Here is a 13,677-nt window from a genome sequence, read left to right as displayed (position 1 = left end):
GGCTTTACGGCTGAAGGGTCGCCTCGCTGGCCAGCACCCGCCGCGTGTTGATCATCCACTGGTTCAGGCTGCGGAAGCGGTCGCTCGGATAGACGATCGGCGCGACCTGCACGTTGCGCACGCGCGAGGCGATGATGTAGTCGAAGGTCGGATGGTAGAGCATGAGGGCCGGCAGCTCCTCAACGAACTTCTCCTGGAAACGCCGGTACAGCTCAAAGCGCTGCGCGCGGTCGATCGTTGTGCGTGCTTGCTCCAGCCACTGGCTGGCCTCGGCGTTTTCCCAGCCGGTGAAGTTCTGGCCGACGTTCGCCTGACTCTGATGCCAAAGGGGGAAGGGGTCTGGGTCGCCATCCAGCAACGTTTCGGTGAGGGCGACCTGGAATTGGTGGGTGGCGAGGAAGTTGCGCACGATGTTTCGCACCGGAATCACCGTCACCTGTACGCCCAATTCGCGCCACTGCCGGGCGACGGCTTCGGCCACTTGCGGATAGATGCCGCCTTCCGGCGTGAGCACGGTGAAGGCAATCGGCTCGCCGCCTTTTTGCCAGACTTCGACGTTCGACGGCGCCACTACGGCGACTTCGTAGCCGGCTTCGCGCAGCAGTTGCTTGGCCTGTTCCAGGTCTCGGCTGTAGGACCTGACGCTGGCGTCGTGCGCCCATGTGCCGGGGATGAACGGCGTGTCGGCGAGGATGCCCCGGCCCTTGAGCACGTCGCGGATGATCGCTTCTCGGTCGAGTGCTAGCATCAACGCCCGGCGCACGGGGAGCTCGGTAAGCGCCAGCGCGCCGTTGTCCTTGCGCAAGTTGATCATCAGCGCAACAAAGCGGGCGCTGGGCATGCTGTAGATCGTCACATTCGGCAATCCCGATGCCTCGGCCCCCTCGGCAGTTGGGCTGAAATCGGCCATGCCGTCCACATCGCCGTTTCTGAACGCATCGAGCAAGCTCTGCGTGTTGGGGTAGTAGCGCAGCACAAACCGGCCGAGCTTAGGCCCAGGGCCGAAGTAGGTGGAGGACGGTTCCAGCGTGATGGACGAGATTCGCCCGCCGGCGGTGTTCAGCTCGGCCACGCGCCACGGCCCGTTGCCTTTGGGCTGCTGATTGAACGGCAGCTTGTCCAGATTGGCCGCCGATGTCCCTTCTAGGATGTGCTTGGGCAACAGGCCGACGGTCGTGTAGTCCATGAACGGCGCATAGGGCTGGTTGAGTCGAAACTGGACGGTGTAATCATCCAGCTTGGTCACTTCCACCCGCCGCCACAGTTCGCTGATGTCTTTGCGGCCGGGGAAGTCCGATTGCTTGATCAGGCCGATCGTGAAGAGGACATCATCAGCCGTCACCGGCGCGCCATCTTCCCAGCGCGCATTCTGCCGCAGCTTGAAGGCATACGTAAGGCCGTTGTCTGCAATAGACCAAGTCTCGGCGAGGTCCGGCACGACCTCCCCAAACTCGTTGAGTCGGGTCAACCCGCTGAACACCAAGCTGCACAGGTCGCGGTCGGCCTCATTCAACGGGCACAGTAGTGGGTTGATGTGTTTCGGCGCGCCGACCACCCCTTCGATGTAGGTGCCGCCTGCGGCCGGGACGAGGACGGTGTCGCGCGAGGCGACAAACTGGTAGACCAGCAAGGTGACGCCCGCAATTCCAAGTACGATGAAGAGCAGGGGGAGCCGAAGCGTTCGCATCTCGGAAGCCCGGTCGGAAGGAGCGCCGAAGCGTTGGAGATTGGAATCGTTGGACGCCGAACCTACTGGTTTGCCGAGAAGAAGATGACGTTGATCAGTGCAAGCGCGAAGAATGCGATGGCGATGAAGATGGTGATGGTGAAGAGCACGCGATCAAGGCCGCGACGCGTTTGGTATACGCCCTGTGCGCCGCCGAACACGCCGCCAAGCTCCTCCCCCTTTGACTGCAACAGCACGCCGGCGATGAGCGCGACGCCGAGCAGGATTTGCGCGATGCTGAGAAAGACGTTCATAGCGCGCGAGATTATAGAGCATGCGCTTACGCTTGGATGAGCGCGCCGCGTCGTTGGCCGCACGGCGACGTGCGTTCACACCAATCGAATTCCACCTGCAGGTCGCCGATGACCTCGGCGTTGGCCAGCTTGGCCAGCTTGTAAAGCGTCGGCTTCATATTGTTCAACTCGTGCTTCAGCCCGCGCTCCATCAGCCACGAGAAGGGGGGAATCTCTGGCACCGGCATCAGTGGCCAGCGCATCAGGTGTGATACTAGCGTCGCACGCGCATCCAGCGGCTGCAGGTCGAACCCCCATAGTTGACCGAAGGGCGGCTTTTTAAAGCCAGGCCCGGAGAGCCAGATGAAACGGTAAGGCGGATCGTAGACCTGCACGTAGGAGCGTGTGGGATATTGATACCAGCCAATGCATTGGCGTGACCGGAAACCCGACCCCACGCGCACCGGCGGCGGCGTGATCCATTCCACTTCCATCACCTCGCCGCTGCCAGCGATTTGGGGGTGGCGGGTTGGATCGCTCACAATTTCAAACAGCGCCTCACACGGCGCCGTAATCAACCCAATGACGGTTACGCTTGGAAACTTCACAACGCTTTCACCTCAGGTCAAAAGTGCGCTTGGTGCTTGGTTCGACCGAGCAACCCCGAGTCGAGTGAGCCTGCCCTGGCTGCGCGAGGCCGGATTATCCATGCGAAACTGAGACAGGGCTTAGGCCGAAGATGCGCTCGGGGGGTGTTGCGCGAGCGCTTGCTGAGCACGCGGTGAACTGCGCATTCGCCAGCCTCGCGGTTGTTCGAGTAAGCTATGCCCCATGACACGCATACGCCAATTCATCCAGCTCAAGACCGAGCTGCCCGGCCCGAACAGCCGCGCGCTGATCGCGCGCCGTGAAGCGGCTATGCCGGCGGGCTATGGCAAAGCGACCGACATCGCCGTGCGACGTGCGCACGGCGCGTTGGTGGAGGACGTGGACGGCAACGTGCTGATTGACTTTGCCGGCGGCATCGGTGTGCTCAACGTCGGCCACACGCCGCCGGAAGTCGTCGCAGCGATCCAATCACAGGCCGAGGCGATGATCCACGTCTGCGGCCTGGTCGCCACCACCGAACCCCATGTGCAATTGGCCGAAAAGCTGAACGCCATCGCGCCGATCAGCGGTGCCAAAAAGGCCATGATTACCAACACCGGTGCCGAGGCCGTGGAACAGGCCATCCAAATCGCGCGCGTGGCGACCGGCCGGCAAGCTATCATCGCCTTCGAGGGCGCGTATCACGGCCGCACGCTGCTCACCCAGACGTTGACCAGCAAATACGCGCTGTTCAAAAAAGGCTTCGGGCCATTCGCGCCAGAGGTCTATCGCGCCCCGTTCCCCTATCTCTATCGCACCGCCATCGGCGCCGACCTGAGCGAAGCGCAGAGGGTCGAGCTGGTCTGGGAGGCGTTCGAGCGCTTCTTGGTGGCGCATGTGATGCCGGAGCACGTGGCGGCGGTGATCATCGAGCCGGTGCAGGGCGAGGGGGGCTTTATTCCTGTGCCGCGCGAGTTCATGCGCCGGCTGCGCGAGATATGCACGCGCTACGGCATCTTGCTCGTCGTTGACGAGGTGCAGTGTGGCTTTGCCCGCACCGGCAAACTTTTCGCCATTCAGCATTATGAGGTCGAGCCGGACATCGTCGTCATGGCGAAGAGCATGGGCGCCGGTATGCCGATCGCCGCGACGGTGGGCCGCGCCGAGGTGATGGACAAGGTTCACCTAGGAGGTTTAGGCGGCACCTACAGCGGCAACCCGGTCGCCTGCGCCGCGGCGCTGCAGGCCATCGCGCTCATCGAACGCGATGACCTGTGCACGCGCGCGGCCTATCTGGGCGGCATCGCCTGCGAACGATTGAAGCGCATGCAGGAGCGGTTCGCACTGATCGGCGATGTGCGCGGCCTAGGCGCGATGCTGGCCATCGAGTTCGTCGAGGATCGCGCTTCCCGCCGGCCGCTCTCGCCGGAGAAGACTGTTGCCGTTGTCCGCGACTTGGCGCGCAACGGCGTGCTCGCCATCCGCTGCGGGCTATACTCGAATGGCCTGCGCTTCCTCTTCCCGCTGGTGATCGGCGAAGCACAGTTGCACGAAGGCCTGGACGTAGTTGAGGAGACGATCGAACGGGCATCGCGCTAACCTGCGGCGCGCTTCACCGCGTCCGGCAACGGCGCTGCCGCATCGCTGTTTTAAGCCGCTTCTCAGCGGTGTTTGGGCAGAATTTCACGTGAGGCGTTAATTTAATCGGGGACTGTTAGGAGGACAAATCCATGAGATCGCTAACTACCCTTACTACATTGTTCACTGCTCTGGCGCTTCTGGTTGCCGCGTGCAGCACTGCGCCAGCCCCGACGGTTGCGCCTACCGAAGCACCTGCCCCCACTCAGGCGCCGGCATCCACCGAAGCGCCGGCCCCCACTCAGGCGCCGACATCCACCGAAGCGCCGGCCCCGACTCAAGCGCCCGCTCCGACGGAGGCGCCTGCGCCTGCCGAGGCGCCGACGGCAGAGGCTCCCGCCGCGCAGGTTGTGGAATATCAAATCAGCGAGAGTGGATCGGAAGCCAGCTTCGCGCTCAACGAATTACTGATGGGCGCGCCTACGGTCGTCGTCGGCGTAACGCCCAAGGTCGCCGGCTCGATCACCGTGGACTGGGGCAACCCGTCCAACTCCAAGATCGGCAAGCTGGAGATAGACGCGACGGACTTCAAGACGGATAACGAGCGCCGCAACGGTGCCATCCACCGCTTCATTCTGCAGACCGGCCAATATCCCAAGATCGCCTTCGAGCCAACGGCCATCGAGGGGCTGCCGGCGTCGGCGAAGCCCGGCGACGTGTTGAACTTTAAGGTGGTGGGCAACTTGACGATCCGGGATGTCACGAAGCCGGTGACCTTTGATGCTTCCGTGACGGGCGATGAGACGCAGCTCAGCGGCGAGGCGCAAGCAGTTGTCGCCCATCGCGACTTTGGTCTCACCATCCCCTCTGTGCCGATTGTGGCGAACGTGTCGGAGGTGGTGACGCTGACGTTGAAGTTCGTGGCGACGCGCCGGTGACGCATGACCGAGCAACGTGGGCCTCGCCAGTTTCGTCGGCGAGGCCCACGCGCCTCTATTCTCCCTAGAATTTGCAATCGGTCTTCGCTGCGTTGACGCAACTACGCGATGCGATGCGTCCGTCCATCGTCATCGCGGGCGCGCGCGATGCGCTGCTTAGCGTGGCCGCCCGGTGCACCGGTCGGCAGAGGGCGCCGGTCCCCGGCGTCAACTCAGGTGGAAATTAGCCCTGCCCGGCGGCCGCAACTGCTCCCCGGCTACGCGGCGGGGTTAGATGTGTGAAGCCTTGAAAGGCGCCTCATCGAGAATAAGCGACTATTCCAAAGGCAATCAGTGTGGGTCGCTCTGCCGCGTGCTGCCTGTCATGAGAGGTGGATGAGAGCCGATTCCTATCCCCCTAACGGACGAAATGTCTGTGTAAAATAGCACAAACCTTAATAAATCTTAGCATTCGATGAGAGGTTTGGGCATTGCTATGGAACGACAAGCCAGTGTGCTGAAGCGTCCCCTATGGACCACGCGCGAGTTGCTGACGGCAATGGTGATCGCCGTAGTGTTTGGCATCGCTGTCGTCTCATCCACCTATCTGTATGCAGCCGTGCTCGGCCTGGGCATCTTCGCCCGATCGGCTGCGACGGGGTTGTTCTTCCTGCCGGCCGCGTTTGCGGCTTACGTGCTGCGCAAACCGGGTGCGGTGTTGCTGGTGTGCGTCGTGAGCGGCCTGGTGGCCATCCCGTTCACCCCCTACGGCTTGCTGGTGCTGGGCATCGGCGGGCTGACCGGCGCCATCGGTGAGCTGGCGACTTGGATCGTAACGCGCTACCGCGATTTTGGGCTGCCGCGCCTGATGGCGACGGGCGCGCTGGCTGGCCTGATCGAGTTTGGCTCGGTGCTGGCCAGCAGCTTGCGCAGCACGCCGCTCACGCCGGCGTTGGTGGTGCTGGCGACGGCGCTTTCGGTGGGCGCGTTCGTTGTGGCGGCGTTGGCCGGCTATGCGCTGGCTAACGCGGTGCAGCGCACCGGCGTGCTGGCCAATACGGCCCTGGGCCGCGAACAGATGGAGGCGCAATGACGCGCGCGACGCCTGATTCCTCTGCCCCCGTCCCGCCTGCGTCGGCCGAATGCCCCGTATTACCGCCGGAGGCGCAGGTGCGCGCCGGCGACCGGCTGTTCGGCGGCTCCCTGGCGTTTGTGGCGCTGCGCTGCACGCTGCGCTACATCGCGCTGCCGTTCCTACTGCCGCTGGTCGGCCTGGCCAGTACGCTCTCCGCGACCATCGCGCTGGTGGTAGACGCCGTAGCCCTGATCACCATCGCGCTGAATGTGCGCCGACTGTGGCACACGAGTTGGCGCTGGCGTTACCTGGGGCTGGCCGCGGGCATGACGGTGATCATCGGCATCCTCGCCTGGAGCGACCTGCAGATCATCTTTGGGCGCTGAGCGACGATGATCGCGCTGGAGCATCTCACCGTGCGCTACGTTGGGCGCAGACAGCCGGCGCTCGCCGACCTTTCGCTTACGCTTCACCCTGGCGAGACCACGCTGCTGCTCGGCCCGAGCGGCTGCGGCAAGAGCACGCTGGCCCTCACGCTCAACGGGCTGATCCCGCACAGCCAGGACGTGGCGACGTTCTCCGGCCGCGTGATGGTCAACGGCTGCGACACGCGCGCCACGCCGCCGTCGTCGTTGGCCCCGCAGGTGGGCATCGTCTTCCAGGACCCTGAGGCGCAGTGCGTGATGTGGAATGTGGCCGACGAAGTCGCCTTTGGTCCAGAGAACCTGTGTCTTCCGCCGGAGGAGATCCGTCGGCGCGTCGGCGAAGCGCTGGCGGCGGTAGGCATGGCCGGTTGGGAGGGCGCTTCGGCCTGGCAGCTCAGCGGTGGCCAGAAACAGCGCGTGGCCTTGGCTTCCCTGCTGGCCCTGCGCCCGCGCGTCATTGTCTTTGACGAACCCACTGCCCACCTCGACCCGCAAGGCGTGCGCGAAGTGTTCGCAGCGATTGCTGCGCTCAAGCAGGGCGGCGATCATACCCTCATCCTGATTGAGCACCGGCTGGACGAGCTGATGCCGATGATTGACCGCGTGGTCGTGCTCGGCGCGCGGGGCGAACTGATCGCCGATGGCGCGCCGCACGCGGTGTTCAACGCGCACTTCGACGACCTGCGCGCGCTAGGCGTTTGGCTGCCGCAAGTCACCCTGCTCGGTGCGCGGCTGGGCCTGCGACCGTTGCCGGTGACGCTGGAGCAGGCCGAGCTGGCCTTGCGCGCCTACGTCGGCTCGGCCTTTCACCCCATAGGCAACGGCCATCAGCCCGAATTTCGCGCGGCAAATGGGCCGGCCGCTATCGAAGCCCACGCGCTCACTTATCGCTACGGCGCGCGCGAGGCGCTGCGCGAGGTGAGCTTTGCTGCGCCAGAGGGCAGCCTGTGGGCGGTGATTGGCTCCAACGGGGCCGGCAAGAGCACGCTGGCGCGTCTGTTGGCCGGCCTGCTGCCGCTGCGCGAAGGGGCGCTGGTCATCCGCGGCCGCGACGCCCGCCGTCTGAGCGCGCGCGATTGGTCGCGCGCCGTGGGACTGGTGTTTCAAAACCCAGAGCATCAATTCGTCGCTGCCACGGTGCGCGACGAGCTGCGCCTGAGCGCGCGCGCTGCTGGGCTGGACGCCGGGCGGCGCGAGCAACGGGTGGACGAATTGTTAGAACGCTTCGCTTTGGCGCGCTACGCCAATGCGAATCCGTTCACGCTGAGCCATGGCGAGAAGCGCCGGCTGAGCGTGGCTACGCTGCTCATCACCGATCAGCCCATCCTGCTCTTCGACGAACCCACCTTCGGCCAAGACCAGCAGAATGCTCAGGCGATTCAGGCGTTGTTAGCATCGCTGCGCGCCGAGGGGCGGACGATTGGCGTGATCACTCACGACATGGCGCTGGCGGCGCACGCCCAACACGTTTTGGTGATGCACCAGGGGCGCGTGTTGGCCCAGGGCGCGCCTGAATCCATCTTCGCCGACGCCGATGTGTTGCGTCGCGCACAACTCCTCCTGCCGCCGATCGGCGAATTGGGGATGCGTTTGGGGCTGCGCCCGCTTCCGCTGACCGTCGAGGCCTTCGCCAAGTTGGCCCAAACCCCTGCCTATGCTTGAGCGGCGCAACCCATTGAGCAAGATCGTCGCTGTGACGCCGCTCATGGCCATCGCAGCGCTGGCCGGCGATGTCTATTTGCCACTGGCGCTGACCGGCCTGGCGTTGTTCACCCTGCTGGTCGGCGGCGTTGCGCCGAAGCGCATCCTGGGCGCACTCATCCCGCTGGCGCTGGTGGCGCTGGGCTTCCTGATGCTGTATCCCCTCATCGTTCGGCGCGAGCTGGTGATGCACACGCCGGCGATCGCGCGCATCGGCGACCTGGTGATCTACGCCGGCGCGCTGCGCTTTGGGTTGGTCGCCATGGCGCGCGTCCTGGCGCTGGTGAGCCTTTCGTTGATCTTCAGCCTGACCACGCCGGTGGATGACTTTGTGCGCGCGCTGGTGCAACAGGCGCGGGTGCCGCATCGCGTGGGGTATGCCGCGCTGGCAGCGCTGCGCTTTGCGCCGTTGCTCCGCGATGAGCTGGCGCAGATCCGCGCGGCCCACCGCGTGCGCGGCCTAGCCCGGTCGGGCGTGGTGGGTGAGCTGGCGCAGGCGCGCCGTGCGCTGGTGCCGCTGTTGGCCTCGGCCATCCGTCGCGCCGAGCGCGCCGCACTGGCTATGGACGGACGCGCCTTTGGCGCCTACCCACAGCGCACCTACCTGCGGCGCGTCACGCTTGACTGGGCCGATGTCGGCCTGGCGCTGCTGCTGTGGGCTGCCGCTGCCGCGATCATCCTGGCGCTCCAGGCGCTGGGGTGGCTCGGGCCGCTCAGCTTCGTGCAGCGGGTGTGAGCGCCGGGGCGCGCAAAGCGTGCTGCCGACAGGAGCAACACACCCAAGTTGCAGATGCAACGGCGCGCATCACGGCCGACGAGGCGGAAGGGAGGCTGTGCACGCCGAGGCGGAGGTGTCGGTCGGCGGGGACGCTTTCACGGCCGGTCAAATCCCAGGTCGTGTGCGATTGCCGCCAGGCGCGAGCCGAGGTTGACCATCGGCGAGCTGTAGTTGGGGAGACGCTCGGCGTCGCGCAGGGCCGCGACGAAGTCCTGCGGCGTGGTGTACTCGCGGATGCGCATGCGGCTGATGCCGACCTCCTGCAGCGTGTGCGCGTCGCTGGCGCACACCCGCGGCAAACCTAACTGCTGCGCCACCGCATCTGCCTCGTCGTTCTTGCTGGCGTCGCGTATGCGCGCGTTGAACGTCTCCACGAAGTCGAACGCCGAAGCGTATTCCAACAGGTTCTCCATGCCGATGCCGAAGCGTCGTGGATCGAGCGGATGCGACGGGCCACAGATGCCGCCTTGCGCGTGCACCCGGTCAATCGCTTCTTTCAGGGTTAGGCCGTCGGGGATCAGCTCGTGGATGAAGAGGCACAGCAACTCGCCCTCGGCGGTCATCGCCTCCTCGCCGACGATGATCAGGTCTGGCGCCATTTGCTTGGCCAGCAACGCGCCCTCGATCTCGCTGTGGTCGGTGATGGCCAGGCGATGAATGCCGACCTTGCGGGCTTGTTCGATCAGGTCGGGCAGCTTCACCAGGCTGTCCGGCGAATAGCGCGTGTGGCAGTGCAGTTCGATATCGAGCATGTGCGCCATTGTAGAGGAGGCCGGCTGGGGCTATGCTTCGTCTGTCCCGCTTAGCGGAGAGTTCAGCACTTCGCGGTACTGTTGTCCCGGCACTGCCGGGCCGACGATGCCGCGTTCTTCCATCTCCTCGATCAGTCGGGCGGCGCGGGTATAGCCGATGCGCAGTCGCCGTTGCAACAGCGAGATCGAGGCCTTGCCTTGCAGCCGCACTGTGGCCACTGCCTCGTTGAAGAGCTTGTCGTCTTTGCTGCCGGCGTTCACTTCGCGGGCCGCCTCGCTCAGCGCCCGGGCCTCCTCCCAGGTGGGCGGCGTGCCGAACAGGTCGGAGGGAGGCGTGGCTTCCTCCGGCGGGGCGGCGGTTGCTTGATCGAGCGCGCCGGCTGCGTTCGGCGATGATGCGTCACCCAACTGCGCGCGCCAGTGGCGCACCACGCGTTCGATCTCTGCGGGGCCGAGGAAGCAGCCCTGCGCGCGCATCGGCGCGGGCTGCTCCGGCGTCACCACCAGCATGTCGCCGCGCCCCAGCAACTTCTCTGCGCCTGGGCTGTCGAGGATGACCCGCGAGTCCACGCTGGTCGCTACCGTGAAGGCGATGCGCGCCGGGAAGTTGGCCTTGATCAGGCCGGTGACGACATCCACGCTGGGCCGCTGCGTGGCCAGGATCAGGTGGATACCGGTTGCACGCGCCATCTGAGCCAGCCGGCAGATGATCTTCTCCGTCTCGTCCGGCGCCATCATCATCAAGTCGGCCAGCTCATCAATCACAACGACGATGTAAGGCAGCTTGTGCAGTTCATCGTCGAGCTTTCCAAACCCCGCTTGCCCTGGCGCGGCAGAGGGAGCCGAGGCTTGGGCCGCGACGTGCGCGTTGAACTCCACGATGTTGCGCGCGCCGCGTTTGGCAAACAAGCGGTAGCGCCGGTCCATCTCGCGGGTGACCCACTGCAGCGCCGCCGTCGTCTTCTCCAGGTCCACCACCACCGGTGCAATGAGGTGGGGGATGCCGTTGTAGCCGGTCAGCTCGACGCGCTTGGGGTCAATCATCAACAGGCGCAGGTCCTCCGGCGAGTTCACACATAGCAAGGTGACGATGATGGCGTTCACACATACACTCTTGCCGGAGCCGGTCGTGCCGGCAATCAGCAGATGCGGCATGCTGGTCAGGTCAGCGACTACCGGCCTTCCGCTCACGTCTTGTCCCAGCGCCAGCGGCAGGCGCGTCTTGCGGCACAGCGCCTCGAACTCTTCGCTTTCCATCACATCGCGCAGGGCCACCAGCGCCGTCTCGCTGTTAGGCACCTCGATGCCGACCAGGGCGCGGCCGGGGATCGGCGCCTCGATGCGGATGCGCGGCGCCGCCAACGCCAGCGCCAGATCGTCGGCCAGCGCCGCGATGCGGCTGACCTTGACCTTCACCTGCTTGCCGCCCTTCAGCTCGTTGAAGCCCGGCTCGACGCCGAATTGGGTGATGGTCGGCCCGCGGTTGACTTCAACCACGCGGGCCGGCACGCCGAACGCGCGCAGCGTATCCTCGATCAGCGCCGCGCGCTGTCGGATGTCGGCCTCTTGCATGGCCGAGTCGCTGCCCGGCGCAAGCACATCTTCTACTTTAGGCAGCGTCCAGTCCCGCGGCACGGGATAGATTGCAGAGGCCGCAGCCGCCGGAGCTGCCGCGGGGGGCGGTTGTTGCTGTGGCGCCGGCTCGGCCTTGCTCGGCGTGGCCGAGGGAGCTGCTGTGTCGGGCGCGCCGATGATGCGCGGCGGTGGGATGCGGTTGGTCTGTCCGCGCGATACCGGCGTGTTGATCTTCAGAGTTGCGGCCGGCTCCGCGCTGTGCGGCGTCTCGCTAATCGCACGCGCAGGGGGCAGATCGGCATCCGGTAGCGTGGTGGGTGTCGCATCGCCTTTCGTCTCGCGTGGTCGCCAGTGTTGCGCGCTGCGCGATTTCGGCCCGCGAATGATTAGCCGGCCATCCCGGCCGTAATCCGGCTCGATGATGTCGTCGGTGGGCGCGCCGGGGACGCGGGCGACTTCGGTCGCCGCTGGGTCGCGCTTTGGCGCAGCGAAGACCTGCCGCGCCGCCTGGAGGAGCTGAGCGGGGGAGACGTTCGCGATCAACATCACAGCCGCAATCCAGGCCACGACGATCATGAAGCCGGCGCCGATGTTGCCCAGCAGTCCGGTGAACAAGCTGAGGATGAGCCAGCCCAGCTCACCGCCGCCCTGCGATGCGGCGCCGATGGCCGCGCCGTCCGCCCCTTCGGCGGCGATCATCGCCAGGCCGTGCAGGGTCGCCAGAGCGGTGAGATAGGCCAGCACCGCGCCCCCCAGGCGCTCGGGCCGGAGGCGCGGGAAGCGATCGCCGAAACGCCGGACGAGAAGATAGATGCCGAGCGCCGCCAGGATGGCCGGCGCAAGATACACGCCCCAACCAAACAGCCGCCCGACGATCTCCAGCCAGCCGTTGAGGATTGGGCTGCGTTGCGTGGAAAGCAAACCGAAGAGGGTGAGCGCAGCCGCGGCCAGCAGCACGATGCCGCACACGTCGAGCCAGCGGTCGAGGTCAAACTGCAACGGCGCAGGATCGGGCGGGCCGCCCTTCCTGGGCTTTCTCTTGTTTGCGCTGGACTTATCGGCGAAATTCCTCATCGGACAGATGTTCTACATTATATGCGGGACGCAGCTCGATAAGGCATCCAGAACTGCCGCGAATATCTTAGGGCGAAGGCACTGCCTTCACCCACCCAGGGGATCCCAGCAGCGGCTATAATCCTTCTTCGGTCGCCTCGACCTGATGAGAAAGAATCTGATCTGCCTGGTTGCAGCGTTGATCGCCGCTGCAGCGCTATTGACTGACGGGTCAAACCAGTCGGGGAGATTACCCGCCGGTGAGCAGCTCGCCTCAGCCGCTGCCCACGGATGGCACACCGATCACCTTCAGCACAAGTCTGATCCTGCTGCTGCGTCGGATTGCCATTCGGCGCACGGAAGCTCAGCCTGTTGTGTGCACGGCATGATTTGCTGCGTGGCATTGCCCGATCCGCGCATTTGCCTGTTGACGCATTGTTGCGGCGCAGCAAATCCCCTCGGCGCAGCGAACCGGCCGTTCATCCCCGCCGTCCCGCGCCAACCGCCCCGCGGCGCTATCGGTTGACCTTTGACGCGCCGCAGCGCTCATCCCGGCGCGTTGCGGCCAAAGACGCACGACGAACCTGATCCAAGCCGGCGCCCCAACACACACCGGGCCGCCGGACGATGGCCCATGCAATTTTGGCGTAAAGAGAAGACCCATGAAGACATACATCCGCGCGGCCTGCATTGCCGCGACCCTTTCGCTCCTGACAGCATGCGTTGGCGCCCAGCCTGCGCTACCCACAACAACCGCCGATCAACAACCGACGGCGACGGCATCCCAAGCCCCATCTCCAATGCACTCGGGCGAGCACGGCGCGATGATGAAGGATGCGCCCTTCGACGCGATGTTCATTGACGGCATGATCGTGCATCACGCCGGTGCCGTCGCGATGGCCAAGCAGGCGCTGGCCGAGGCACAGCGCCCAGAGATCAAAAAGCTGGCCGAGGCGATCATTGCCACGCAAGAGGCGGAGATCGCCCAGATGAAGCAATGGCGCGCTGCCTGGTATCCGAACCTGAGCGATACCGGCGGCATGCACGACGTGGACATGGGGCCGATGTCGGTCGCCGCAGGGGATGCCCCGTTCGACATTCGCTTCATAGAGGCGATGATCCCCCATCACGAGGGCGCAATCGCCATGGCCCAGATGGCGCTGCAAAAGTCCACGCGGCCGGAGATCAGACAGCTTGCCGAGGCGATTATCGCCGCCCAGCAGGCCGAGATTGAGCAGATGAAGCAGTGGCGCGCTGCGTGGACAAAGTGATCATC

General features: G+C 65.3%; 12 protein-coding genes. 7 read left to right on the top strand and 5 right to left on the bottom strand.

Annotated elements, in window-relative coordinates; genetic code table 11:
* Positions 1 to 4 precede the first annotated feature (4 nt).
* From GXH28_RS08935 to GXH28_RS08925, 3 genes are all read right to left on the bottom strand, one after another.
* Entirely contained in the window at positions 5 to 1,687 is a 1,683-nt protein-coding gene (locus tag GXH28_RS08935) for a peptide ABC transporter substrate-binding protein (RefSeq protein WP_169238684.1), read from the bottom strand.
* 62 nt (positions 1,688 to 1,749) lie between these two features.
* Positions 1,750 to 1,980 carry a preprotein translocase subunit SecG gene (gene secG / locus GXH28_RS08930; protein ID WP_169238683.1) on the bottom strand — a complete coding sequence of 77 codons (231 nt, stop codon included), beginning with the start codon at positions 1,978 to 1,980 and terminating at the stop codon, positions 1,750 to 1,752.
* Positions 1,981 to 2,006: 26 nt separating this feature from the next.
* Positions 2,007 to 2,567 carry a DNA methyltransferase gene (locus tag GXH28_RS08925; protein ID WP_169238682.1) on the bottom strand — a complete coding sequence of 187 codons (561 nt, stop codon included), beginning with the start codon at positions 2,565 to 2,567 and terminating at the stop codon, positions 2,007 to 2,009.
* A 223-nt stretch (positions 2,568 to 2,790) separates the two neighbouring features.
* Here GXH28_RS08925 and GXH28_RS08920 point away from each other — a divergent pair, with 223 nt between their 5' ends.
* From GXH28_RS08920 to GXH28_RS08895, 6 genes are all read left to right on the top strand, one after another.
* On the top strand, positions 2,791 to 4,146 hold the full coding sequence (locus tag GXH28_RS08920; protein WP_169238681.1) for an aspartate aminotransferase family protein: 1,356 nt from the start codon (positions 2,791 to 2,793) through the stop codon (positions 4,144 to 4,146).
* Between the two features lie 131 nt (positions 4,147 to 4,277).
* Entirely contained in the window at positions 4,278 to 5,063 is a 786-nt protein-coding gene (locus tag GXH28_RS08915) for a YceI family protein (RefSeq protein WP_169238680.1), read from the top strand.
* Between the two features lie 493 nt (positions 5,064 to 5,556).
* Positions 5,557 to 6,135 (top strand): ECF transporter S component, encoded by a 579-nt coding sequence (locus tag GXH28_RS08910; protein WP_169238679.1) that lies wholly within the window; start codon positions 5,557 to 5,559, stop codon positions 6,133 to 6,135.
* Positions 6,132 to 6,503, top strand: coding sequence for a hypothetical protein (locus tag GXH28_RS08905; protein WP_169238678.1), 372 nt, complete (start codon positions 6,132 to 6,134; stop codon positions 6,501 to 6,503). The genes GXH28_RS08910 and GXH28_RS08905 overlap by 4 nt, the downstream gene beginning before the upstream one ends.
* Before the next feature lie 6 nt (positions 6,504 to 6,509).
* A complete protein-coding gene (locus GXH28_RS08900) occupies positions 6,510 to 8,204 on the top strand; it encodes an ABC transporter ATP-binding protein (RefSeq protein ID WP_169238677.1) in 1,695 nt (564 codons plus the stop codon).
* Entirely contained in the window at positions 8,197 to 8,979 is a 783-nt protein-coding gene (locus GXH28_RS08895) for an energy-coupling factor transporter transmembrane component T family protein (protein ID WP_169238676.1), read from the top strand. The genes GXH28_RS08900 and GXH28_RS08895 overlap by 8 nt, the downstream gene beginning before the upstream one ends.
* Positions 8,980 to 9,116: 137 nt before the next feature.
* Here the strand turns inward: GXH28_RS08895 and GXH28_RS08890 are convergent, their stop codons facing one another.
* On the bottom strand, positions 9,117 to 9,773 hold the full coding sequence (locus tag GXH28_RS08890) for a PHP domain-containing protein (RefSeq protein WP_169238675.1): 657 nt from the start codon (positions 9,771 to 9,773) through the stop codon (positions 9,117 to 9,119).
* A 30-nt stretch (positions 9,774 to 9,803) separates the two neighbouring features.
* The gene (locus GXH28_RS08885; protein WP_169238674.1) at positions 9,804 to 12,422 is read right to left on the bottom strand and encodes an FtsK/SpoIIIE family DNA translocase; all 2,619 of its coding nucleotides are present in this window, start codon (positions 12,420 to 12,422) and stop codon (positions 9,804 to 9,806) included.
* Positions 12,423 to 13,063: 641 nt separating this feature from the next.
* Here GXH28_RS08885 and GXH28_RS08880 point away from each other — a divergent pair.
* On the top strand, positions 13,064 to 13,672 hold the full coding sequence (locus GXH28_RS08880; protein ID WP_169238673.1) for a DUF305 domain-containing protein: 609 nt from the start codon (positions 13,064 to 13,066) through the stop codon (positions 13,670 to 13,672).
* The last annotated feature ends 5 nt before the right edge of the window (positions 13,673 to 13,677 follow it).

Source organism: Candidatus Roseilinea sp. NK_OTU-006 (genome assembly GCF_012931985.1).
Lineage (GTDB): Bacteria > Chloroflexota > Anaerolineae > J036 > Brachytrichaceae > JAAFGM01.
The sequence above is the reverse complement of the archived record's forward strand: the minus strand, read 5'-3'. Positions and strand labels throughout refer to the sequence as shown.

What these genes read in the sequence shown, in the direction of transcription:
- GXH28_RS08935 (WP_169238684.1), bottom strand. Translation starts at nt 1,687, where the DNA reads ATGCGAACGCTTCGGCTCCCCCTGCTCTTCATCGTACTTGGAATTGCG.
- secG (WP_169238683.1), bottom strand. Translation starts at nt 1,980, where the DNA reads ATGAACGTCTTTCTCAGCATCGCGCAAATCCTGCTCGGCGTCGCGCTC.
- GXH28_RS08920 (WP_169238681.1), top strand. Translation starts at nt 2,791, where the DNA reads ATGACACGCATACGCCAATTCATCCAGCTCAAGACCGAGCTGCCCGGC.
- GXH28_RS08915 (WP_169238680.1), top strand. Translation starts at nt 4,278, where the DNA reads ATGAGATCGCTAACTACCCTTACTACATTGTTCACTGCTCTGGCGCTT.
- GXH28_RS08905 (WP_169238678.1), top strand. Translation starts at nt 6,132, where the DNA reads ATGACGCGCGCGACGCCTGATTCCTCTGCCCCCGTCCCGCCTGCGTCG.
- GXH28_RS08900 (WP_169238677.1), top strand. Translation starts at nt 6,510, where the DNA reads ATGATCGCGCTGGAGCATCTCACCGTGCGCTACGTTGGGCGCAGACAG.
- GXH28_RS08895 (WP_169238676.1), top strand. Translation starts at nt 8,197, where the DNA reads ATGCTTGAGCGGCGCAACCCATTGAGCAAGATCGTCGCTGTGACGCCG.
- GXH28_RS08890 (WP_169238675.1), bottom strand. Translation starts at nt 9,773, where the DNA reads ATGCTCGATATCGAACTGCACTGCCACACGCGCTATTCGCCGGACAGC.
- GXH28_RS08885 (WP_169238674.1), bottom strand. Translation starts at nt 12,422, where the DNA reads ATGAGGAATTTCGCCGATAAGTCCAGCGCAAACAAGAGAAAGCCCAGG.
- GXH28_RS08880 (WP_169238673.1), top strand. Translation starts at nt 13,064, where the DNA reads ATGAAGACATACATCCGCGCGGCCTGCATTGCCGCGACCCTTTCGCTC.